This window comes from Pseudomonas sp. TH34 (genome assembly GCF_016650865.1).
In the GTDB taxonomy this organism is placed as follows: Bacteria; Pseudomonadota; Gammaproteobacteria; order Pseudomonadales; family Pseudomonadaceae; genus Aquipseudomonas; species Aquipseudomonas yamanorum.
In genome coordinates, this window is the sequence record NZ_JAEKFB010000011.1 from 85487 (window position 1) to 105505 (window position 20019).

22 protein-coding genes are annotated in these 20019 nt (G+C 61.9%); 9 read left to right on the forward strand and 13 right to left on the reverse strand.

All coding sequences use genetic code 11. The annotated features are described in order from the left end of the window. Nucleotides 1–66: 66 nt before the first annotated feature. A complete protein-coding gene (locus JFU58_RS08065; protein WP_201140202.1) occupies nucleotides 67–792 on the reverse strand; it encodes an SDR family oxidoreductase in 726 nt (241 codons plus the stop codon). Nucleotides 793–903: 111 nt separating this feature from the next. Between JFU58_RS08065 and JFU58_RS08070 the strand changes: the two genes are divergently transcribed. Further along, the gene (locus JFU58_RS08070; RefSeq protein WP_093206950.1) at nucleotides 904–1746 is read left to right on the forward strand and encodes a LysR family transcriptional regulator; all 843 of its coding nucleotides are present in this window, start codon (nucleotides 904–906) and stop codon (nucleotides 1744–1746) included. A gap of 137 nt (nucleotides 1747–1883) precedes the next feature. Here JFU58_RS08070 and JFU58_RS08075 read toward each other — a convergent pair whose 3' ends face one another. Beyond that, a complete protein-coding gene (locus JFU58_RS08075; protein WP_201140204.1) occupies nucleotides 1884–2738 on the reverse strand; it encodes a LysR family transcriptional regulator in 855 nt (284 codons plus the stop codon). A gap of 89 nt (nucleotides 2739–2827) precedes the next feature. On the opposite strand from JFU58_RS08075, the gene JFU58_RS08080 reads away from it, so the two are divergent. Next, entirely contained in the window at nucleotides 2828–3271 is a 444-nt protein-coding gene (locus JFU58_RS08080; RefSeq protein WP_177025697.1) for a multidrug/biocide efflux PACE transporter, read from the forward strand. A 33-nt stretch (nucleotides 3272–3304) separates the two neighbouring features. Here the strand turns inward: JFU58_RS08080 and JFU58_RS08085 are convergent, their stop codons facing one another. Together JFU58_RS08085 and JFU58_RS08090 are read right to left on the reverse strand one after the other, a co-directional pair. Then, nucleotides 3305–4213, reverse strand: coding sequence for a LysR family transcriptional regulator (locus tag JFU58_RS08085; RefSeq protein WP_201140206.1), 909 nt, complete (start codon nucleotides 4211–4213; stop codon nucleotides 3305–3307). 57 nt (nucleotides 4214–4270) lie between these two features. Then, nucleotides 4271–5029, reverse strand: coding sequence for an SDR family NAD(P)-dependent oxidoreductase (locus tag JFU58_RS08090; protein WP_201140208.1), 759 nt, complete (start codon nucleotides 5027–5029; stop codon nucleotides 4271–4273). A 112-nt stretch (nucleotides 5030–5141) separates the two neighbouring features. Between JFU58_RS08090 and JFU58_RS08095 the strand changes: the two genes are divergently transcribed. Beyond that, on the forward strand, nucleotides 5142–6038 hold the full coding sequence (locus JFU58_RS08095; protein ID WP_063027774.1) for a LysR family transcriptional regulator: 897 nt from the start codon (nucleotides 5142–5144) through the stop codon (nucleotides 6036–6038). Here the strand turns inward: JFU58_RS08095 and JFU58_RS08100 are convergent. Continuing rightward, nucleotides 6035–6952 carry a LysR family transcriptional regulator gene (locus tag JFU58_RS08100; protein ID WP_201140210.1) on the reverse strand — a complete coding sequence of 306 codons (918 nt, stop codon included), beginning with the start codon at nucleotides 6950–6952 and terminating at the stop codon, nucleotides 6035–6037. The genes JFU58_RS08095 and JFU58_RS08100 overlap by 4 nt on opposite strands. 232 nt (nucleotides 6953–7184) lie before the next feature. Between JFU58_RS08100 and JFU58_RS08105 the strand changes: the two genes are divergently transcribed. From JFU58_RS08105 to JFU58_RS08115, 3 genes are all read left to right on the forward strand, one after another. Beyond that, complete coding sequence (locus tag JFU58_RS08105) at nucleotides 7185–7943, forward strand: 5-oxoprolinase subunit PxpA (protein ID WP_063027778.1); 759 nt, start codon at nucleotides 7185–7187, stop codon at nucleotides 7941–7943. Between the two features lie 76 nt (nucleotides 7944–8019). Continuing rightward, complete coding sequence (locus tag JFU58_RS08110; protein WP_177072037.1) at nucleotides 8020–8898, forward strand: 5-oxoprolinase subunit B family protein; 879 nt, start codon at nucleotides 8020–8022, stop codon at nucleotides 8896–8898. Then, complete coding sequence (locus JFU58_RS08115) at nucleotides 8895–9869, forward strand: 5-oxoprolinase subunit C family protein (protein ID WP_201140211.1); 975 nt, start codon at nucleotides 8895–8897, stop codon at nucleotides 9867–9869. The genes JFU58_RS08110 and JFU58_RS08115 overlap by 4 nt, the downstream gene beginning before the upstream one ends. 105 nt (nucleotides 9870–9974) lie before the next feature. Here JFU58_RS08115 and JFU58_RS08120 read toward each other — a convergent pair whose 3' ends face one another. The 4 genes from JFU58_RS08120 to JFU58_RS08135 form a co-directional block, all read right to left on the reverse strand. After that, nucleotides 9975–11591: an inorganic phosphate transporter gene (locus JFU58_RS08120; protein ID WP_201140212.1), complete on the reverse strand. Its 1617-nt coding sequence runs from the start codon at nucleotides 11589–11591 to the stop codon at nucleotides 9975–9977. A 216-nt stretch (nucleotides 11592–11807) separates the two neighbouring features. Beyond that, nucleotides 11808–12830, reverse strand: a complete 1023-nt coding sequence (locus JFU58_RS08125; RefSeq protein ID WP_003211449.1) for a transporter — start codon at nucleotides 12828–12830, stop codon at nucleotides 11808–11810. Nucleotides 12831–12931: 101 nt separating this feature from the next. After that, nucleotides 12932–14107, reverse strand: a complete 1176-nt coding sequence (locus JFU58_RS08130) for a GAF domain-containing sensor histidine kinase (protein WP_063027786.1) — start codon at nucleotides 14105–14107, stop codon at nucleotides 12932–12934. A gap of 185 nt (nucleotides 14108–14292) precedes the next feature. Continuing rightward, nucleotides 14293–14598: a PepSY domain-containing protein gene (locus JFU58_RS08135; protein WP_017475930.1), complete on the reverse strand. Its 306-nt coding sequence runs from the start codon at nucleotides 14596–14598 to the stop codon at nucleotides 14293–14295. Nucleotides 14599–14738: 140 nt separating this feature from the next. On the opposite strand from JFU58_RS08135, the gene JFU58_RS08140 reads away from it, so the two are divergent. Beyond that, a complete protein-coding gene (locus tag JFU58_RS08140) occupies nucleotides 14739–15668 on the forward strand; it encodes a sterol desaturase family protein (protein WP_201140213.1) in 930 nt (309 codons plus the stop codon). Here the strand turns inward: JFU58_RS08140 and JFU58_RS08145 are convergent. Together JFU58_RS08145 and JFU58_RS08150 are read right to left on the reverse strand one after the other, a co-directional pair. Further along, the gene (locus tag JFU58_RS08145; protein ID WP_201140214.1) at nucleotides 15609–16286 is read right to left on the reverse strand and encodes a helix-turn-helix domain-containing protein; all 678 of its coding nucleotides are present in this window, start codon (nucleotides 16284–16286) and stop codon (nucleotides 15609–15611) included. The two genes, JFU58_RS08140 and JFU58_RS08145, sit on opposite strands and share 60 nt — an antisense overlap. Continuing rightward, entirely contained in the window at nucleotides 16287–17414 is a 1128-nt protein-coding gene (locus tag JFU58_RS08150; RefSeq protein WP_093206997.1) for a glycerophosphodiester phosphodiesterase, read from the reverse strand. It abuts the gene before it with no gap. 231 nt (nucleotides 17415–17645) lie between these two features. On the opposite strand from JFU58_RS08150, the gene JFU58_RS08155 reads away from it, so the two are divergent. Further along, complete coding sequence (locus tag JFU58_RS08155) at nucleotides 17646–17969, forward strand: DUF2025 family protein (protein ID WP_063027796.1); 324 nt, start codon at nucleotides 17646–17648, stop codon at nucleotides 17967–17969. 69 nt (nucleotides 17970–18038) lie between these two features. Here the strand turns inward: JFU58_RS08155 and JFU58_RS08160 are convergent, their stop codons facing one another. Both JFU58_RS08160 and JFU58_RS08165 read right to left on the reverse strand, forming a co-directional pair. Then, nucleotides 18039–18362 carry an antibiotic biosynthesis monooxygenase family protein gene (locus JFU58_RS08160; RefSeq protein ID WP_093207001.1) on the reverse strand — a complete coding sequence of 108 codons (324 nt, stop codon included), beginning with the start codon at nucleotides 18360–18362 and terminating at the stop codon, nucleotides 18039–18041. Continuing rightward, complete coding sequence (locus tag JFU58_RS08165) at nucleotides 18359–19054, reverse strand: CTP synthase C-terminal region-related (seleno)protein (RefSeq protein ID WP_201140215.1); 696 nt, start codon at nucleotides 19052–19054, stop codon at nucleotides 18359–18361. Before JFU58_RS08165 ends, JFU58_RS08160 begins: the two co-directional genes overlap by 4 nt. Nucleotides 19055–19133: 79 nt before the next feature. On the opposite strand from JFU58_RS08165, the gene JFU58_RS08170 reads away from it, so the two are divergent. Further along, nucleotides 19134–20018: a LysR family transcriptional regulator gene (locus JFU58_RS08170; RefSeq protein WP_093207010.1), complete on the forward strand. Its 885-nt coding sequence runs from the start codon at nucleotides 19134–19136 to the stop codon at nucleotides 20016–20018. Nucleotide 20019 lies beyond the last annotated feature (1 nt).

The window sequence follows — 20019 nt, forward strand, 5'->3', positions numbered from 1 at the left end:
ACTGACCCACCGCATTCGCGAGCAAGCCCGCTCCCACATTTGTTCGATGTTGTCTTGATGAATGAGTTACGGCTGCTGACGCGTCGCCGCCAACACGATCTCGCGAATGCACACATGCTGCGGCTGCTGGTAGGCATAGGCAATCGCCGAAGCCACGTCATCCGCGCTCAGCACCGTGCCGCCCATGTCCTGTTTCCACGCCTGGTAGCCGCTCTTGATCGCTTCATCGGTGGTGTGGCCCAGCAGTTCGGTTTCCACCGCACCCGGCGCAATGGTGATCACACGCACGTTGTGCGGCGACATTTCTTCCCGCAGGTTTTCCGAAATCCCATGCACGGCAAACTTGGTGCCTACATAGGCGACATGGTTAGGGAAGGTCTTGCGCCCGGCTACGGAGCTGACGTTGATGATGGTGCCGCCCTTGCGCTTGGCCATGCTGGCGGCCACCGCGTGAATGCCGTTCAGCAGGCCTTTCACGTTGACGTCGAGCATCTGCTCCCACTGTGCCGGGTCCTGTTCGCTGACGCTGCCCAGCAGCATCACGCCGGCATTGTTGATCAGTGCATCTGCCGGGCCGAATTGCGCTTCGGCTTCTTTCACCGCCGCCACCAATGCGGCGCGGTCCGTGATGTCGACACCGCGACTCAAGGTGTTCGGCAGCGCCAGCGCATTCAGCCGGTCGATGCGGCGGGCCAGCAGCAACAGCGGGTGGCCGGCAGCCGACAGCAAGCGCGCGGTGGCTTCGCCAATGCCCGAGCTGGCGCCGGTGATGATGATCAATGGCTTGCTCATGGTGGAACTCCTGAAATAAGAAAAACAAATAACTGAACGTGGAGCGCAGTATATTTAGACCTCGGATGGCTGAAAAATGCCTTATTCCTCTGTCTGTCATCGGTATTAACTATGGATGTGCGTCATCTCAAGGCGTTTCTCGCGGTGTTCGAGGAGCGCAATATCACCGCGGCTGCGCAGCGCCTGTTCATCAGCCAGCCGACGCTGTCGGTGACCATCAAGCAACTGGAAGAAGAGTTGGGCGTGGCGCTGTTTCTGCGCCAGCCTCGCGGGGTTGAAGTCAGCGATGAAGCGCGGGTGCTGTACCCGCAAGCCCGGCGCATGGTGGCCGAGGCCGACGCGTTGAGCCGGTTGTTTCGCGGGCGCGAAAACCGCATCGCCCTGGAACTGGGTGTGGAAGGCGATATTGCCGACAGCCAGATCGAAACCTTCCTGCGCATGGCGCACCAGGGCCTGCCGGGTTTGCTGCTGACCTTGCAGGAAGGCTGCGAAGGAGAAGGGCGCCTGGCGGTGGAGGAAATGTGCTGCGAGGACGAATTATTCCTGCCGCTTTGGGAAGAGTCCTACGTGATGGCGCTGCCGGCTGCGCACCCGATGGCGGCCGGGGGGAAAGAACAGGCGTGGGCGCCGATCGAAGACTGGATCACCTGCCCGCAACATGATTCCCATCAGCGCCTGATGGCCCTGTACGGCCGCTCGCCCCAGGCGGTGGCCGGGCATGCCGGTTCGTTGACCCAGGCCTTGCACATGGTGGCGGCCGGTGTGGGCGTGGCGATGTTGCCGCAGTCGCTGGCGGCGGAGCGGGCCGGGGTGGTGATTCGCCCCTGGCACTTGCCGGCACCGACGCGCCGGGTGGGGTTGTGCTTTGCCGCCCAGGCCCTGGAGTTGCCGGCGTTGCGGGCGCTGCATGAGTATTTCCAGAACAACCGCCCGCCGCAGATTGAAGCGGCCTGACTGCGCCTTTGAATGCACTGCAAATTCAATGTGGGAGCTGGCTTGCCTGCGATAGCGATGGTGACTGACACACCGCTATCGCAGGCAAGCCAGCTCCCACATTTGATCTTCATTGTTCCGAAATTTGTGTTCCGGCATTACTCCAGCATCTTGCCCAGCAACCAACTGCCTGCCGGGCCGGGCGGATGCTGGCGTGACCACAACGCATCCACCGCCACCGAGCGCGGCCAGCTGCGGGCCTTGATTTCACACAGGTGGCCGCCACCAAACCGCTCCACCAACCAGCGTGGTAACGGTGCCCAGCCGAAACCCAACTGCGCCATTTCCATCAGCATCAGGTAACTGGGCGCCGACCACACACGCCCCAGGCCCCGGGTTTCGTCCGGGTTGATGATGCTCGCCAGGCGCAGTTCGCGGTGTTGCTCCAGGGTTTGCTGATCGATGTCCTTAAGGTTCGCCAGCGGATGTTTGGGGGCGACAAACAGTGCGATTTCCGTGCGTTCTTCCACGGCGGTGCTGGTGAGGTCCGGCGGATAAACCTCCTGCTTCTCGATAAACGCAATCTGCGCCCGGCCGCTTTGCACCAGGGCGATCAAGTCCTCGCATTCGGCGATCAGGCATTCCAGCTCCAGGTCCGGGTAGCGCAGCTCGAAGGCGCTGAGGGCGGTTTCGAAACGGTCCGACTGGTAGGTATCGGACATGGCGATACTCAGCTTCGGCTCCAACCCTTGGGACAACTGGCTGGCCGCCAACTCCAGGCGGCTGCTGGCTTCCAGCACCTGCTCGGCGCGTTGCAACAGCACGTGCCCGGCCGGGGTCAGCGTGGGCTTGCGGCTGCTGCGATCAAACAGCACCACGTCCAGGTCAATCTCCAGGCTGGCCACCGCCGCGCTGACGGTGGACTGGCTCTTGCCCAGTTTGCGCGCCGCTGCTGAAAACGAACCCTGGGTTGCCGCCTGCACAAACGCTTGAAGCACTTCATGGGAGGCCATGACTATCGCCTTGATCGATGGTTATTGGTTATGAAGTATCGAGTCAAAGGGTAATCATGGCAACCATCGTCACTCACGGAGAACGGGTCATGACACCCACCAAGTCGATTACTGAACGCGTTTGGCAGGCCATTGGTTTTGAAGGCCTGGCCTTGTTGATCTGTACGCCGCTGCTGGCGTGGATCATGGATAAACCGGCGCTGGAGATGGGCATGGTGACCTTGGCCATCAGCCTTATGGCACTGGCCTGGAACGTGATTTTCAATGGCCTGTTCGACCGCCTCAAGGCGCGCCTGCAACTGTCTGGCGGGGTGTGGACCCGCGTGCTGCATGCGTTGATGTTTGAAGGCGGGCTGGTGGCGATTTGTGTGCCGTTGATTGCCTGGTGGCTGAACATCAGCCTGATGCAGGCGTTTATCCTCGACATCGGCGTGCTGCTGTTTTTCCTGCCGTACACCTATGTGTATCACTGGGGTTATGACGCCGTGCGCGAGCGGATCATGCAAAAACGCGAGGCGAAACAACTCGCCTAGAAAATCCCGGCCAACAGCTGCTACGGGGGGAAGTCAGGTGAGTTTTAAGGCGCTGACAAAATCCAGGAACGCCCGCACCTTGGCCGCCGGCAAATGCCGCGACGGGTAGAAGGCATACAACGGAAAGCGCTCATCGGGCCAGTCGGGAAACAGCTCGACCAACGCGCCCGATTCGAGCGCTGGGGCAAGCCCGAGGTCGAGCATCTGCGCCACTGCATGGCCGTGTTCGCAGACGCTGTACAAGGTCCCGGCATCGTTGACCACCAGCCGTCCGCTGGTGGCGACGTTGACGTGCTCGCCGGGCCGGTGGAATTCCCAGCCAAACGGCCGGCCGGTCTGGGAGTCGCGAAAGTCGATGCACACGTGCTGGCCGTCTTCCAGATCCTTCGGGTGGGTCGGGCGGCCATGGCGCTCAAGATAGTCTGGCGACGCCAACGTCAGCACCCGCACTTCCATCAACTTGCGGGCAATCAGTGAGGACGATTGCGGAATCCCAAAACGGATGGCCAGGTCAAAGCCATCCGCCACCAGGTCCCCGAGTTGGTCCCGGGTGTGCAGGTCCAACTGCAACTGCGGGTATTGGCTCATGAATTCACCGAGCACCGGCCCCAGCACCAGCCGCGAGAAGTACGGGTCGATGTTCACCCGCAACCGCCCGCGTACGGTCAGGGCGCTGTCTGCGGCCGAGCTGGCGGCTTCTTCCAGGCCCGCCAGCAGCGGGGCGATTTCCTGGTAGAAACGCCGGCCCTCGTCGGTTAATTGCACCGAGCGAGTGGTGCGGTCGAACAGGCGAATCCCCAAGCGTTTTTCCAGCCGTGAAATGGCCCGGCTGACCCCCGAAGGCGTCATCTCCAGGCTGTCGGCGGCGCGGGCAAAACTGCCGCTGTCGACCACGGCAGCCAGTACGCCCATGCCGCCGGCTAGTCCTGGGTCAAAACTCATGGGTGATTGCCTGTCAGTTATCCGAAAGCATTGATGCTAGCGGAGAATCTGAGCGCGTTACAGAAACATCCCGCCCGACGCCTCGACACGCTGCCCGGTGATCCAGTTGCTGCCATCCGCCAGCAGGGTAGAAATCGCCCCGCCAATGTCATCCGGCAAGCCCGCGCGACCGAGTGCGGTGTTGTTGGCGACCATCGCGTTCACGTCCGGGTTGTCCCGCACCGCGCCGCCGCTGAAGTCGGTGGCGATTGCGCCGGGGGCCAGGGTGTTGACGGTAATCCCGCGCGCGCCCAATTCCTTGGCCTGGTAGCGTGTCAGCACCTCCACCGCGCCTTTCATTGAAGCGTACGCTGAGTAACCCGGCAGGCTGAAGCGCGCCAGGCCGCTGGAGATATTGATGATGCGGCCACCGTCGCTGATCAGCGGCAGCAGTTTCTGGGTCAGGAAAAACGGACCCTTGAAATGGATCGCCACCAGTTGGTCAAACTGCGCTTCGGTGGTTTCGGCAAAGCTGGCGTGGGCGCCAATCCCGGCGTTGTTGATCAGGAAGTTGAAGTGCGCCTGGTCGAACACGTCCTTCAATACTGAGCCGACCTGGGCGGTGAATGCATCGAAGGTGGCGCTTTGGCTGACGTCCAGTTGCAGCATCGCCGCTTTGCCGCCCAGCGCTTCGACTTGGGCGACCACGGCTTGGGCTTCGTCGGCTGCGCTGTGGTAGGTGCCGATGATGTCGACGCCTTGTGCCGCCAGGTGCAGCGCAGCGCTTTTGCCCAGGCCGCGGCTGGCGCCGGTGATGAGTGCGATTTTACGGGTCATGGTGGAGTCCTCGGAGCGTGTGAGTGTTCGTGGGACTGAGTGTATTTGTCCGGCCATAACGTGATAAACAGAGCAATACCGGAATCACTGGCCGGATAAGGCGAACAATCCCATGAATAAACTGGAGTTGCTGCGCACCTTCGTGCGCGTTACCGAACTGTCGAGTTTCACCCAGGCGGGCGAGAGCCTGGGCCTGCCGCGCTCGACCGTGTCCGAGCATGTGCAGGCCCTGGAAGAGTTGCTCGGTGCGCGCCTGTTGCAGCGCACCACGCGCAAGGTTCAGGCGACCCAGGATGGCCGCGTGCTGTACGAACGCAGCAAGGATTTGCTGTCGCATATGGAAGAGCTGGAAGGCTTGTTTCGCCAGGATGAGGCGCAACTGGCGGGGCGGATTCGCGTGGACATGCCCAACGTCATGGCCCGGGAACTGATCCTGCCGCGCCTGCCGGAATTCATGGACCTGCACCCGCTGATCGAACTGGAGATCAGCAGCACCGACCGTCAGGTCGACCTGCTGGCCGAAGGTTTCGACTGCGTATTGCGGATTGGCGCGCAGCCGGACCAGTCGGTAGTGGCGCGGTTGCTGGGTAGCATGACGATGATCAATTGCGCCAGCGCGACTTACCTTCAACGTTACGGCGTGCCCAAGACGCTCGCCGATTTGGCCCACCATCAACTGGTGCATTACGTACGCCCATTGGGCTCACGTTCGGCCGGGTTTGAATACGTACAGGGCAACAAGGTGCACCGGGTTCCCATGGCCGGGCGGGTGACCGTCAACAGCACGGATGCGTATCGGGCAGCGTGCATCGGCGGGTTCGGCCTGACTCAGGTGCCGGTGCTGGGCATTGTCGATCTATTGGCCAGTGGTGAGTTGGTGGCGGTGCTGCCGGACTATCCGGCACCCGCGCTGGACGTGTCCCTGCTGTACGCCGGCCAACGGCATTTGCCGCAGCGGGTGCGGGTGTTCATGGATTGGCTGGCGGCGATCCTGCAATCCCGGCTTTAACGCCGGGCCGACAACTGCTGCGGCGCCAGGAATGCATCGTGGAAGTAATCCCGAAACGCCTGCATCGCCGGGGTGAAGTCGCGCTCGCGGTGCCAGGCCAGGCCGACACTCATGGGCGTGACCTTGTCGGTGACGCTCACGGTTTCGATGCGCTTGCCTTCCAGCGACCACGGGCGATGCACCAGGTCCGACAAAATCGCCACGCCGCTGCCGTTGGCAACCATGCTGCGTACCGCCTCCACTGAACTGGTGCGCAGCCGCACCTTGGGCGTTTGCCCGGCCTGTTCCCAGTAGCGCATGGCGCTTTGTTCGGCCTCGTCGACGGTGAGGAAAATGTACGGCTCCCTGGCCACATCCGCGAGGCTCACGGCCGGGCGTTCGCACAACGGATGATGGCTGGGCAGCCACAGGCGGCGTTCGGAGTTGAAGAGGATTTCCGAGACGATGTCCGGGTGGGTGAGGTTGGCGGTGAGCACCACGGCCATGTCGAACTGGCCGTCGAGCAGGCCGTGTTCGATGGACTGGCGTTCCTGTTCGAAGACCTCGATGGTCACGTCCGGGTGCCAGTGTTCCATGCGTTGCAAATGGTGCGGCAGGAAGTAACCGAGCACGGTGTAGCTGGCGGCCAGCCGCAGTACGCCGCTGGCGCGGTAGTCCGGCAACGGGCTGTTCAGGGCGTCATCGACGCTGCGCACAATCACGTAGGCCCGGTTGAGAAAATGCCGCCCGGCATCGGTCAGGCTCATGCCCTGGGCCGAGCGCACGAATAGCTGCGCACCGAGCATCGCTTCCAGCTCCTTGATCGCGGTGGTCACTGCGGATTGGGAGATATTCAGGTGAATCGCCGCCTGGGAGATCTGGCCGATTTCGGCGGTGGCGACGAAGTAGCGGATTTGGCGCAGGGTCAGGGACATTGGTTTCTCCGCTCGTTCCCACGCTCTGCGTGGGAACGCATCCTGTGACGCTCTGCGTCACGATTTTAAAAGCGGACGCAGAGCGTCCAAGGCGGCATTCCCACGCGGAGCGTGGGAACGATCAGTATCAGGTATCTGATTTTCAGAAGATGGGCCATCTGATAATAGATCTTCCCAAGGGGTCAAGGGGCAGCCTAATTTCCATGGCATGAACTTCAACGGAGCGACCCCGATGCAGGCAGTGGATTTCAATTCGGACATGGGCGAAGGCTTCGGCCCCTGGACCATCGGCGACGGCGTCGACAGCGAACTGATGGCCTATATCAGCTCGGCCAACATCGCCACCGGCTTTCATGCCGGCGACCCGGGCACCATGCGCCGCACCGTCGAGCGCGCCAAGCAACTGGGTGTGGCGATTGGCGCGCACCCGGGCTTTCGTGACCTGGTGGGGTTCGGCCGGCGCCATATCAACGCCCCGGCCCAGGAGCTGGTGGACGACATGCTCTATCAACTCGGCGCCCTGCGGGAGATCGCCCGGGCCCAGGGCCTGACGCTGCAACACATCAAGCCCCACGGCGCGTTGTACATGCATCTGGCGCGGGACGAAGAAGCGGCGCGGCTGTTGGTGGAAAACCTGCAACGCCTGGAGCCCACGCTGTTGCTGTACTGCATGCCCAACTCGGTGATCTGGCGCATTGCCAAGGAACTGGGCCAGCCGGTGGTGCGGGAGTTTTATGCCGACCGTGAGTACGATCTCACTGGCTCCATCGTGTTTACCCGCAATGTGCGGGCGCTGGATCCGGCAACGGTTGCGGCGCGAGTCCTGCGTGCCTGCCAGACCGGCCTGGTGCGCACGGTTGAAGGCGAAGACCTGTTTATCGAGTTCGATTCCATCTGCTTGCACAGCGACACTCCTGGCGCCCTTGAGTTGGTGGAAGCCACCCGTGAAGCGCTGGATCAGGCGGGGATTGAAGTGCGCACACCTCGCTGACCGACACCGGTGCCCAGACACCGGGTCTCTCTGATTTTTTGCCTGCCTTTCTACAATGATTCCAAGAGGAACAGACATGGCCGAATCTTCCCCGATCCGCTACAGCTTTGGCGGTGATGAACACCTGTTTGCCGAGGTCAGCGAGAGCATGTCCCTGGAGGCTTTCTTCAAGGGCATGGCCGTCACCCGCGCGGTGGAGCGCCTGGCCCTGGACGGTGTGCTGGACGTCTGCCTGGCAAATGCCTCGTTCCAGATTCGCTTCGACCCGGACCGCATCGCGCCCCACGTGCTGCTGGACGCGGTGCAAAGCGCCGAAGCCCAAGCCGTGGCCGAACGCACCTTGCACACTCGCATCATCGAAATCCCGGTGCTGTACAACGACCCCTGGACCCATGAAACCCTGATGCGCTTTCGCGACCGTCATCAGGACCCGACCGGCACCGACCTGGAATATGCCGCGCGGATCAATGGCCTGGCAGACGTGGAGGCATTTATCGCGGCCCACAGTGGCGCGCCGTGGTTTGTCTCGATGGTGGGGTTTGTGGCGGGCTTGCCGTTCATGTTCCAGATGGTGGAGCGGGAGCGGCAGTTGCAGGTGCCCAAGTATTTGCGTCCACGCACCGACACGCCGAAATTGACCCTCGGCCACGGCGGCTGCTTCGGCTGTATTTATTCGGTGCGCGGCGCCGGCGGCTACCAGATGTTCGGAGTCACCCCGGCGCCGATCTATGACCCGCTACAGCAGTTGGCGTACCTCAAGGAACACATGGTGTTCTTCCGTCCCGGCGATATCGTGCAGTTCAAACCCATGGACCGGGAGGCCTATGACCTGGCGGTCGCGGAAGTGGAGACCGGGCGTTTCGACCTGCGCATCCGCCCGGTGGAGTTTTCTCTCGACGCCTTTCTCGCCGACCCCATTGGCTACCCAAAAACCCTGCAGGAGGCGCTGGCATGATCAAGGTACTCAAACCCGGCCTAGCCACCTCGGTTCAGGACCTGGGCCGCGAAGGGTATTACCACCTCGGCATTCCGCCGTCCGGCGCGCTGGACCAATACGCGTTGAGCGCGGCCAACCATCTGGTGGGCAACCCCATCGGTGCTGCCGGGCTGGAATGCACGCTGATCGGGCCGGAACTGGAGTTTCAGCAGGACGCCCTGGTGGCGTTGTGCGGGGCGCTGATGTCGCCGCGCCTGGACGGCGTGGTGGTGCATCAGGACACCGCGTTTGAAGTACGTGCCGGGCAGGTGCTGCGCTTTGAATTTCCCAAGGCCGGCGCGCGGACTTACCTCGCGGTGGCCGGTGGTATCGACGTGCCGCTGGTATTGGGCAGCCGGTCCACTTACACCCTGGGTGCGTTGGGCGGGTTTCACGGGCGGCGGCTGGTAGAGGGTGATGAATTGCCTGTGGGCGAGCCCAGCGGCAAAGGCCGGGCGGGGAATAGTTTGCCCATGGCGTTGCGCCAATCGGTGGGCGGGGACGTGACGTTGCGGGTAGTGCCAGGGCTGTATTACGAGCGACTGACGCCCGGTGCCAAAACCAGCTTTTTTGCCGAGCCCTGGACGGTCGGTTCGGAGGCTGATCGCATCGGCTATCGCTTCAAGGGTGGTAGCGCGTTGAGCTTTCAGCCACGGGAACAGCCGTTTGGTGCCGGGTCTGATCCGTCGAATATCGTCGACAGTTGCTACCCCATCGGCTCGATCCAGGTGCCGGCCGGGTTGGAGCCGATCGTGTTGCACCGAGACGCGGTGTCGGGCGGTGGCTACGCGATGATTGGTACGGTAATCAGTGCGGACCTGGATTTGATCGGGCAGATGCAACCGAACCAGCGGGCGGGGTTTGTGGCGGTGACGCTGGAGGAGGCACTGGAGGCGCGGCGGGTGTACAAGAAGCGGTTGAAGGTGATGGGTGGGTTGTTTGATACCTGAGAACGCCGCCGAACCCCTGTGGGAGCTGGCTTGCCTGCGATAGCGGTGTATCAGTCACCACCGCTATCGCAGGCAAGCCAGCTCCCACATTTTTATCGGATTGTGTCAGAACAACTTGGTGAATAGCCAGTACAGGCTACCCGACAACAGAATCGCTGCCGGCAGTGTCAGCACCCAGGCCATCAGCAAGTTGCGGATGGTCTTCATCTGCAACCCACCACCATTCGCCACCATGGTCCCGGCCACACCGGACGACAGCACATGGGTGGTGGACACCGGCAAACCATACATGTCCGCCGCGCCAATGGTCAGCATCGCCACCATCTCGGCCGATGCACCCTGGGCGTAGGTCAGGTGGGTCTTGCCGATCTTCTCGCCCACGGTCACCACAATGCGCTTCCAGCCGACCATGGTTCCCAGGCCGAGGGCGATGGCCACGGCGATCTTGACCCACAGCGGGATAAACCGTGTGGCGTTGTCGATCTGTTGCTTGAACAGTTGCAGCTTGTTCTGGGTGTCGGCGTCGAAGTTGCCGACCTTGCCCTTGTCCATCAGGCGGATGGTTTCGCTGGTCAGGTACATGTCGTTACGCACGTTGCCCACGGCCTCGGCCGGTACGGCGGCGAGGGAGCCGTAGCTCTTCACTTCTTCACCGATATGCCCGGTGATGGAGGCGAGGGCGGGCACCAGTTCCGGCGTGGCTTCCTTGGTGCGTACGTAGGTCGACAAGGTGGCGCGCGAGTCGGCAGGCGCCAGTTGCGGCGCCGCTTTTACCAGGGCTGCCTGGGTCACTTCGGCCACGGCGGCAAACTGCAACGACTCACCGGCCGGCATGGTGCGGTTCAGCGCGTAGGCCATAGGCAGGGTGCCCACCAGGATCAACATGATCAGGCCCATACCCTTCTGGCCGTCGTTGGAACCGTGGGCGAACGATACGCCGGTACAGGTGACGATCAGCATGCCGCGAATCCACCATGGTGGCGGGGTGTCGCCTTTTGGCGCCTTGTACAGCGAACGGTTTTTCACGAAGGCCCGCAGCGCCAGCAACAGTAGGGCGGCGAAGGCGAAGCCGATCAGCGGCGACAACAACAGTGCGTAACCGATCTTGATCGCCTGGCCCCAGTCCACACCGCTGGTGCCGTCACGGCCATGCATCAGAGCGTTGGCCACGCCCACGCCGATGATCGAGCCGATCAAGGTGTGGGACGACGACGCCGGCAAACCCAGCCACCAGGTGCCGAGGTTCCACAGGATCGCGGCGATCAACAGCGCGAAGATCATTGCAAAGCCGGCCGAGGAGCCGACCTGCAGAATCAGCTCCACTGGCAGCAGGGCGATGATGCCGAACGCCACCGCGCCGCTGGACAGCAGCACGCCGAGGAAGTTGAAAAAGCCCGACCACACCACCGCGAAATGCGGCGGCAACGAGTTGGTGTAGATCACCGTGGCCACCGCGTTGGCGGTGTCGTGGAAACCGTTGACGAACTCGAAGCCCAGGGCAATCAACAGCGCCACACCCAGCAGCAGGAACGGCGTCCAGGTGGTGACCACCGTGCCGAGCTCGTGCATGTCGTGCATCAGGCTGTAGGCGGTGAACAACAGGCCCATGGCGAGTACGGCGAAGAAAACGATCACCGTCACCAGGCCGGGTTTCTTGTCCAGGCGCGGTTTGGGATCGTTGGTGACGGAGGCGGTGGAGGCGGTCAGCGAAGGGGTTGCCATGCCGGAACATCCAGTGTTGAGGGAGGATATCCGTCATGATCGTTGCAGAATGTTACAGAGATGCTGCGGTAAATCAGTGTTTCGAGATTTGGGATGGCCGCTGGTCTACAAAACACCGCCGATCAAATGTGGGAGCTGGCTTGCCTGCGATAGCGGTGTATCAGTTACCACCGTTATCGCAGGCAAGCCAGCTCCCACATTGATCGCATTTCAAATTCAATAATCCTTGCGCTTGCGAAACGCCCAACGCCCGGCAATCAGGGTAAACGTCGCCACCAGTGCCACCAGAATCCAGAAGCCTTCAGGGTCAGTGGAAAGCGGCACGCCCCCAACGTTCATGCCAAAAAAACCGGCAATGATGTTGATCGGCAACGCCAGCACCGTGACCACGGTCAGGGTGAACAACGTGCGGTTGCTCTGTTCGTTGAGGTTGGCGGCGATCTCTTCCTGCAACAGCTTGATGCGCTCACCCAACGCCATCAGGTCGTTGATGATCAGCGCAAACTCCTCGGTGGATTTGCGCAGCTCCTTCACGTCTTCCTTCTGCAACCATTGCGGCGGGCGGTTGAGCAGCCGCAGCAACGAGCCCGGCTCCAGCGCCAGCAGCCGTTGCAGTCGCACCAGCACCCGGCGTGCGGCGCCCAGTTCAGCGCGGTTGGTGGACAGGCGCGACGACAGCAACTGGTCCTCGATCTGGTCGACGCTGAGGCTGGTCTTGCGCACGATCTGCGTCAGCACCTCGCCCTGGTCCCGCAGCAAATGCACCAGCAGTTCCAGCGGCGAGCGAAAGTGTTCACCGGCCTTCACCGACGAGCGCAGCTTGTCCACCGAGTGCAGCGGTTGCAGGCGCGCGCTGATCAGCAGCCGGCTGCGGGCGCACACCCACAAGGTGGAAATGTCTGAAGAGACCATGCTGCTGAAGTTGAAGACCACGTCGTTGACCACCGCCAGCAAGGCCGAGTCCACGTGTTCGATGCGGGTGGAACGCGAGCCTTCGTGCAAGGCCTCGAAGAATTCTTCCGGCAGGTTCAGGTGCGCCTGCATCCAGCGCTCGCAGGCGGCGTGGGCCAGATTCAGGTGCAGCCAGAGAAATTCGTCGGGATCACCGGGTTGCTGCAAGGCCGCCAGGGCAGTGGCTGAGTCAATCTGTTCGCCCTTTTCACCGGGGCGAAAACGAAAACCGTAAAGCAAGCCAAACAGGTCGGAGTCCTGGTGGCTGTGGTCGATGCTGTGGTTCATGGAGGCTCGCAGGGAAAGTGCCTGTAGGAGATTTCACAGGTTCACTTGGAGCGCATCATGGCAACTGAATTTGACGCTTTTGTGACGGTTTGAGGTGGCCGTCAATCGCCTGCGGGCAAACTGAAGCTAAACACCGTGCCATCCTGCTCGCTGGAAGACACTTCCAGCCGCCCGCCATGGGCGTCGGCAATCTGTTTGACGATGTACAAACCCAGGCCCAGTCCGGCCTGGGGCAGGGCGCCCGTCGGTCGGGAGTAGGGCTGGAACAGCAGCGGCATGGCCTCATCACTGATCAGCCCAAGGTTTTTCACTGTTAACTCAAACGTGCCGGCGTTGACCTGCGCATTGACTTCAACCGGCCCTTCGGGACTGCCGTGGCTGATGGCGTTGGCCACCAGGTTGGAGAGCAATTGCGCCAGCCGCTCGCGGTCGCCTTTCACACCCTTGAGATTGCCGATGCGGGCGTGAATCAGCCGCTTGGGGTGCACGTGCTGCACCTCTTCCACCACATGCTGCAAAGTGTCTTCAAGCCCAGTGCATTCACTGATGTTCACCGGGATGCCGCTGCCCATTCGCCCGCGGGCAAAGTCCAGTACGTCTTCCACCAGTTGCGAGGCCCGGCGGCCGCTGGCCAGCATGTGCCGTACCAGGGTGTCGGTGGCCGGGTCCGGGTGTTTGCGCAGCAGCCGTTCGGCGCCGACGTTGATGGCAAACAGCGGGTTGCGCAGGTCGTGGCCGAGCACGGCGATGAATTGTTCGCGCAGTTCGGCGGTTTCGCGCTCCTGCTGCAAGTCGGCCTCGGTCTGCTGGAGGCTTTCTTCGGCTTCGATCTGCAGCGACAGCACCCGGGCAAACGACTCCATGGTCGACTGGATGGTGCTGCTGCGCAGTTGCGCCGGATTCGGGTCCAGGGCGCAGATGGTGCCGAAGAAGCGCCCGTCGGTGCGAAACACCGGCACCGAGATATAGCTTTCAAAGTGGTAGATGCGTGGCGTGTGGTGGTCGCGGTACAGCGGGTCTTCGCTGGCTTTGTCGATCACGATCGAGACGTGGGAGCCGCGGATTTCGTGGCACAGGGTGGTGGTCAGGTCCAGCTCGCCACCCACGGGCAGGCCGAAGTCCAACTGGTCGCGCACGGCGCAGGCGGTCCATGAATCATCGGTGACCCGTGCCACGGCCGCAAAACGCAAGCCGGTCATTTCGCTGATCACCTGGAGAATCGCCGGGACGGCGCTGATTCGGCCAATGGTGGCAATGTCGACGGCTTTTTGCCCCATGGCGAACGGTTCCGGTCCTGATGCTGCTGGCGTTGTGCCTTGGCTGATGGTTGGGATTCTAGCGAGCTTGGCGGCGTAAGGTACAAATTCGTTCATGCTAATTAGACTAATTGCTCTTCTGGGCGACGAGCGCGCATAAAAAAGCCGCGCGGCTCGAAAGCGGCGCGGCGTTTTTGCGGTTCAACTCAAGTGTCTTGCTTGTTTTCCAGGACTTCGCCGGTCTTCGCATCCAGCTTCACGTCCCACTTCACGTTGCTGGTGTCACGCAGTTCGGTCTCGTAGACCAGGCGGCCGGCTTTGTCTTCCAGCTCGGTGTCAACGATGGTGGCGCCTTTGTGCTGGGCCACTGCCTTGGCGTTGAGTTTTTCGAAGTCCATGATGGCGCCGGACTTGAGCAGGCTCGGAATGTGGTCCGGGCGAACATCGGCCTGGGCCAAGCCAGCGGTAAGGGTCAAGGCGGCAGCGGCGAACAGAGCAGTCAGGTTTTTCATGGTGTGATCCTTTGGGGTGAGCTGTTTAAGTGGGATCAGGTTAACCAGCGCAACTTAACTCACCCTTAAAATTGCGCCGTTTGTTCAATCGGCGGCGAGTGCGGGGTTTCATGCTGGCGTCTCAATCATGGGAGGCACAGATGAAACAGTTATTGGCCTGGGTGTACGCGCCCTTGTTCTGGGTGGGATTTATCGGGTGGGCGCTCTGGCTGGTGCAGGTGGATGAGCCGCAGTGGCTGGGGCTGGTAGTTGTCTGTGCGGTGGTGGTGTCGTTTATTGCGGAGTGGTGGTTGCCCTATGAGCCGCAGTGGAATCGCAACCAGGGTGACCGTCGTCGCGACCTGATTCATGCGGTGGTCAACGAAGGTCTCAATGCAGCGGGCTTGTTGATCTTGCCGGTATTGACCGCGCTGCTGGCCGTTGATGGTGTATGGCCGCGGGCGTGGCCGCTCTGGGAGCAATTGCTGCTGGCGATCTTCATCGCCGATGCGGGCATCACCCTGATGCACTACGCCAGTCACCGATTCGCGGCCTTGTGGCGTCTGCATGCGGTGCATCACAGCGTGCAGCGGTTGTACAGTTTCAATGGCTTGATGAAGCATCCGTTGCACCAGATGCTCGAAGCCACGGCGGGCTTGTTGCCGCTGATCCTGCTGGGCATTCCAACGGACGTTGCGCTGCTGCTGGCCCTGGCGATTGCCGTTCAGTTGCTGTTGCAGCATTCCAATGTCGACATGCGCCTGGGGCCGCTGCGCTGGGTATTCGCCTGGGCGCCGGTGCATCGTTTTCATCACATGAAATATGGCCGGGCGGGGGATGTGAATTTCGGCTTGTTTTTCAATCTATGGGATCGGCTGCTGGGCACCGCGTTTTATAGCCATGACTATCGAATGGGCCAGGGCGACTTGGGGATTGGCAGCCGGCCGGATTTTCCGCAGGAGTATGTGACGCAGTTGTGCGATCCGTTCAGGACGGTGCGCTTGAGCAGGGAGCCGCCGGTTCCCGTCGGTCTAATCCAGGATTCGTACGTGCAGGTTGCGCAACGACGCCCCGGCCGTGACGCCAAATAGTTGCTTCATGGTCCGTGAAAAATGCGCCGAATCAGCGAACCCGGCGCCATGGGCTGCCTCGGTCAAGGTGCTGCCGCCGAGCGCCAGTCCGAGCGCCACCCGCAAGCGCCGCCACAGCACCAGGCGGCGCACGGGCAAACCCAGTTGGTTGGCGAACAAACGTTCCAGTTGGCTTAACGAAACGTGCGCTGCCTGCGCCAGGGCGTGGGCTGAGACCTTGCCGCTCAGTTGCTGATCCAGCGCCAACAGCGCGCGCTCCACCCGGGCGTCGTCCAGTGCGCGTCTCGGCAACTGGCGCAGCGTGTGCTCGAGTGCTTCCAGGGACAGTTCACTGTCGGCCAGGGCGGCCTGCAAAGAGTCGAGGTCAAATGCGCCGGGTTCGGCATACACCATCAACACCTCACCATGGGCGTGGAGGAGGGCGTGGGGCATTCGTGAGGGGATGAACAGGCGATGGGCCGTGGTGACACGGCCATCGAGGCTGGCCGTGACCGGCCCGCCCGGGGAGAACATCAACTGGTGGGCATAGTGTGCATGGGGCGCGGTGCGCCCCGGTATGCCCAGGATCAGCCCGTAGTCAGGCCCCAGCCACAGGCGACCTGACCATTCGGAACTCACTCAGTAACCGTTGTCCTGCAGCAGGTCGGCCACACTCGAGGACGGCCAGCGTTTGTAGTACTTCAGCAGTTCGGCGGCGCGGTTGGTGAAGATGCCGTCGACGCCGGCTTTCATCACCTTGTCGAAGTCCACCGGCTCATCCACGGTGTACACGTGCACCAGCATGCCTTTGTCGTGGGTCAACTGGTTCATCTCGGGTTTGACCAGGTCGGAATAGCTCTGGTCGCCCAGGTTGGTCAGTTGTGCCGAAGGGCCAGTACCGATGGCGCCCAGGCTCTTGGCCTCGTCGACCCATTTTTCGAACTCGGCGGCGTCCTTCGGTTCCTGCTTGGCGTAGTAGGCGGCTTTGCTCGGCTCGCCGGACTCGGCGAAGGTCACCTTGGATTTCGGCTCTATGCTGCCTTCACCGACCCACAACAGCAGGATTTTCGGGGTGTTGGGCATCTCTTTTTGCAGTTCTTTCAGGCTGTCCTTTTCAAAGGTTTGCAGCACGACGCGGCCCTTGCCCTGGCCGACGCCGATGTTTTTCTGGGCCTGGTTGGAGCCGGTGGAGCTCAACCAGCCTTTGTCCAACAGCTTGTTCTTCAGGTCGGCTTCGATACCCGGGAATTGCTTCGGCTCTTTGGTTTCGATGTACAGGCCGGGTTTGTGCTGCGGGTTGCCTTCGGCGATCTTGATGATTTCGTCCAGGCTGAGGATTTTCAAGCCGACGAAGCCTGGGCGGGCGCGATCCGGGTAGGCGGCGTTGAACCAACTGCCGGCATCCAGGGTTTTAAGCTCGGCCCAGGTGAATTCGTTGGCCGGGCTGTCCTTGCGCTCGGGGAACTTGGTGGCGACGTCGGTGGTGCGTTGCAGGTTGTTGTCATGCAGGGCAAACAGCACGCCGTCCTTGCTGCGTTGCAGGTCCATTTCCAGGTAGTCGGCACCCAGGTCGCGCGCGACTTTGTAGGCGGCGGCGGTGGATTCCGGTGCATCGAAGGACGCGCCACGGTGGGCAATGACGGCAGGGTTTGGAATGCCTTCGTTGGCCGCGAGTTCGGTAGGGCTGATCGGGCTTGCCGCCTGTGCGTGGCCAAGGCCCAGCATCAGGGCCAGCAGCAGGGCACTCTTGGTAAACGTGACAGGCATAAGCGAAGTCCTTTCGTGGAGGTAACTTTGAGAAGGGCTCCTTTTTAACAATTGCTTGCGAATGGCGCTATCACCAAACCGACATTAACGTGTTCACAGGCCATTTTTCTGCACTTTTGTGCCGTGCCATGCAGTATTCTTGCCCTCAGTTGCCCCATCAGAGGGCAGATTATCTGCCATGCGTGTAAACCATCTTTCCAGTCCAAACAGGACTTTTCAGTGAGGTTTACCATGCGCATCACCTCCGAGCTTATCTGCCAGGCCGCCGACCAACTCCACGGTTTTGTCGGCCTGAACCGCAAGACCCACCAGTACATCGTCCGTTTCAGCGAAGACGCCTTCGGCATGGACGTGGCCGACGATGGCATCATCCCGACCGCCGAGTTTGTCTGGCAGCCGGTTGACGAGCAGGCCATGACCCTGTCCCGCGAGCGGATCCAACTGCTGCTGGACCAGAACATCGACGATCGCATCAACATCACGGAACCGCTGCGGGTGTACATGCGCCGGGTGGAGATTCCGCAGATCAGTGCGGTGCGCAGTCTGGTGGGTTGAACGCCACAGAAGCTCCCTCACCACAGAGGCTCCCTTGGCCACATTGAGTGTTTTACACAGGCTGATGGTTCAGCGCTCGAACGCGTAAGACCGCTCCACCTTGCACACCCGTGTATGGCACGCCGAGTACCAGGTGGAGCGCCCCTGTTCGCGCACTTCGGTGTGTTCGGCGTGCTGCTTCCAGGCCAGGATCGCGGCTTCGCTGCTCCAGTAGGACACGGTGATGCCCAGGCCATCTTCCCCTCGCGCCGATTCCACGCCGAGAAAACCAGGTTGTTGCCGGGCCAGTTCCAGCATGCGGTCGGCGGCTTGTCCGTAGCCGTTGTCGCCTTCAGTACGCAGGGAACTGAACACCACCGCGTAGTACGGCGGCTTGGGCGTCTTGGCGATCATACGCAGGCCTTCAGCAGTGCAATTGCCAGCGGCGGTGTGATGCCTGTGAGGGCCGCACGTTCCGGCTGGAACAGGGTGGCGACAAAAAACGGATGGTCCAGCAGCTCCACCGCCCGCAGGTCGCCCGCCGAGTCATGGCCGCTGGCAATCAGGTCGGCTTCCAGCAGTGCGCTTTCGAAGTCGGGATTGATGCCATAGCGGCAACGGTAGCCTTCATGGATATCCAGAGTGGCGTAGGCCTCGGCGATGCGGGTAAAGGCCATCAAGCGGATGGTGTCAGTTGCTTCCACCAGCGCACAGGTCAGGGGCGTGAGTACTGCACGGGGCGAATCGGGAGCCAGTTCGCCGTGTTCTGCGTCGGCCCAGCCCAACACGTTGCGGGCATATTCCAGCACCGCGTGTTGAAAACCGCCGCAGGTGCCGAGGAAAGGGCGCCGCTGTTCTCGGGCATAACGGATGGCCCGCAGCGCGCCGTCGAGGTCACGGTAAGGGCTGGCGGGGACGCACCAGAAGCCATCGTAGTGCTGCAAGTGTTCGGTGGATTTGATCGTGTCGGTGGCCAGCCAGTCGAACCGCACCGTCAGGCCCAACGCCGCGCCGGCCTGTTGCAACGCCAAGGGAATGGCCTGGTGGGCAGTGACTTGTGCATCGTAGTCGCCGATCAGGGCCAGGTGCAGGGTTGTTTTATTCATTGAGGGTATCCGTGGCTTGTTGAGTCCTGGCGCTCACTATAGATTGGCGTTCACGCAATCAATATTGGCGTTAGCCCATATGTTCAATGCAGCGACGCACTATCAGATCGATTACTCCGACCTTTCCCTGATCCTCGCGCTGGTGCGTGGCGGCACGCTCGCCCGTGCAGCGGCGTTGCTGCGTGTGGACGTGTCGACGGTGTTTCGCGCGGTGCGGCGGCTGGAGGCGGCGCTGGGCCAGACACTGTTCGAAAAGAGCCGTGCCGGCTACCTGCCCACCACCCTGGCCACGACGCTGGCCGAGCAGGCCGAACGTGCCGAACAAGCACTGGAGGCGGCGCGCGTGGGGGTGGAGCAGGGCGGTGAAGTGATAAGCGGCACGGTACGCCTGACCTGTACGGATTCGGTGTTGCAGTCACTGTTGTTGCCGGCCCTGGCGCAGTTTATGCCCGGCTACCCCGCGCTGACCCTGGAGCTGAGCACCTCTAATGACTTTGCCAATCTCAGCCGCCGCGATGCGGATATCGCCCTGCGCCTGACCAAGACTCCGCCCGAGCATCTGGTAGGACGTTGCCTGGGCACGGTGTCGTATCGGGTGTGTGCCAGTGCCGACTATGCCCGCCAGCATGCAGGCAAGGAGCTGGCCGCCCTCAACTGGATCGCGCCGGATGACTTTCTGCCGGACCATCCCACCGTCACCTGGCGGCGCCAGCACTTGCCCGGGGTGATGCCGGCCTATCGCTGCAACAGCATGGTCTCGGTGACCGAACTGGTGCGCGCGGGGCTCGGTGTGGCGGCGTTACCGGATTACTTGCTGGGCGCAGGCCTGCAACCGTTGAGCCCACCGCTGACGGGGCACGACACGGCCCTGTGGCTGCTGACACGCCCGGATTGCCGGGCGCTGCGCTCGGTGGTGACGTTATTTGATCAGTTGGGCCAGCATGTGCACTTGCCGGAGCACTGAC

Bases quoted from the DNA above. Each gene is read 5' to 3' on its own strand.
- JFU58_RS08065 (WP_201140202.1), bottom strand. From the start codon at position 792: ATGAGCAAGCCATTGATCATCATCACCGGCGCCAGCTCGGGCATTGGC.
- JFU58_RS08070 (WP_093206950.1), top strand. From the start codon at position 904: ATGGATGTGCGTCATCTCAAGGCGTTTCTCGCGGTGTTCGAGGAGCGC.
- JFU58_RS08075 (WP_201140204.1), bottom strand. From the start codon at position 2,738: ATGGCCTCCCATGAAGTGCTTCAAGCGTTTGTGCAGGCGGCAACCCAG.
- JFU58_RS08080 (WP_177025697.1), top strand. From the start codon at position 2,828: ATGACACCCACCAAGTCGATTACTGAACGCGTTTGGCAGGCCATTGGT.
- JFU58_RS08085 (WP_201140206.1), bottom strand. From the start codon at position 4,213: ATGAGTTTTGACCCAGGACTAGCCGGCGGCATGGGCGTACTGGCTGCC.
- JFU58_RS08090 (WP_201140208.1), bottom strand. From the start codon at position 5,029: ATGACCCGTAAAATCGCACTCATCACCGGCGCCAGCCGCGGCCTGGGC.
- JFU58_RS08095 (WP_063027774.1), top strand. From the start codon at position 5,142: ATGAATAAACTGGAGTTGCTGCGCACCTTCGTGCGCGTTACCGAACTG.
- JFU58_RS08100 (WP_201140210.1), bottom strand. From the start codon at position 6,952: ATGTCCCTGACCCTGCGCCAAATCCGCTACTTCGTCGCCACCGCCGAA.
- JFU58_RS08105 (WP_063027778.1), top strand. From the start codon at position 7,185: ATGCAGGCAGTGGATTTCAATTCGGACATGGGCGAAGGCTTCGGCCCC.
- JFU58_RS08110 (WP_177072037.1), top strand. From the start codon at position 8,020: ATGGCCGAATCTTCCCCGATCCGCTACAGCTTTGGCGGTGATGAACAC.
- JFU58_RS08115 (WP_201140211.1), top strand. From the start codon at position 8,895: ATGATCAAGGTACTCAAACCCGGCCTAGCCACCTCGGTTCAGGACCTG.
- JFU58_RS08120 (WP_201140212.1), bottom strand. From the start codon at position 11,591: ATGGCAACCCCTTCGCTGACCGCCTCCACCGCCTCCGTCACCAACGAT.
- JFU58_RS08125 (WP_003211449.1), bottom strand. From the start codon at position 12,830: ATGAACCACAGCATCGACCACAGCCACCAGGACTCCGACCTGTTTGGC.
- JFU58_RS08130 (WP_063027786.1), bottom strand. From the start codon at position 14,107: ATGGGGCAAAAAGCCGTCGACATTGCCACCATTGGCCGAATCAGCGCC.
- JFU58_RS08135 (WP_017475930.1), bottom strand. From the start codon at position 14,598: ATGAAAAACCTGACTGCTCTGTTCGCCGCTGCCGCCTTGACCCTTACC.
- JFU58_RS08140 (WP_201140213.1), top strand. From the start codon at position 14,739: ATGAAACAGTTATTGGCCTGGGTGTACGCGCCCTTGTTCTGGGTGGGA.
- JFU58_RS08150 (WP_093206997.1), bottom strand. From the start codon at position 17,414: ATGCCTGTCACGTTTACCAAGAGTGCCCTGCTGCTGGCCCTGATGCTG.
- JFU58_RS08155 (WP_063027796.1), top strand. From the start codon at position 17,646: ATGCGCATCACCTCCGAGCTTATCTGCCAGGCCGCCGACCAACTCCAC.
- JFU58_RS08160 (WP_093207001.1), bottom strand. From the start codon at position 18,362: ATGATCGCCAAGACGCCCAAGCCGCCGTACTACGCGGTGGTGTTCAGT.
- JFU58_RS08165 (WP_201140215.1), bottom strand. From the start codon at position 19,054: ATGAATAAAACAACCCTGCACCTGGCCCTGATCGGCGACTACGATGCA.
- JFU58_RS08170 (WP_093207010.1), top strand. From the start codon at position 19,134: ATGTTCAATGCAGCGACGCACTATCAGATCGATTACTCCGACCTTTCC.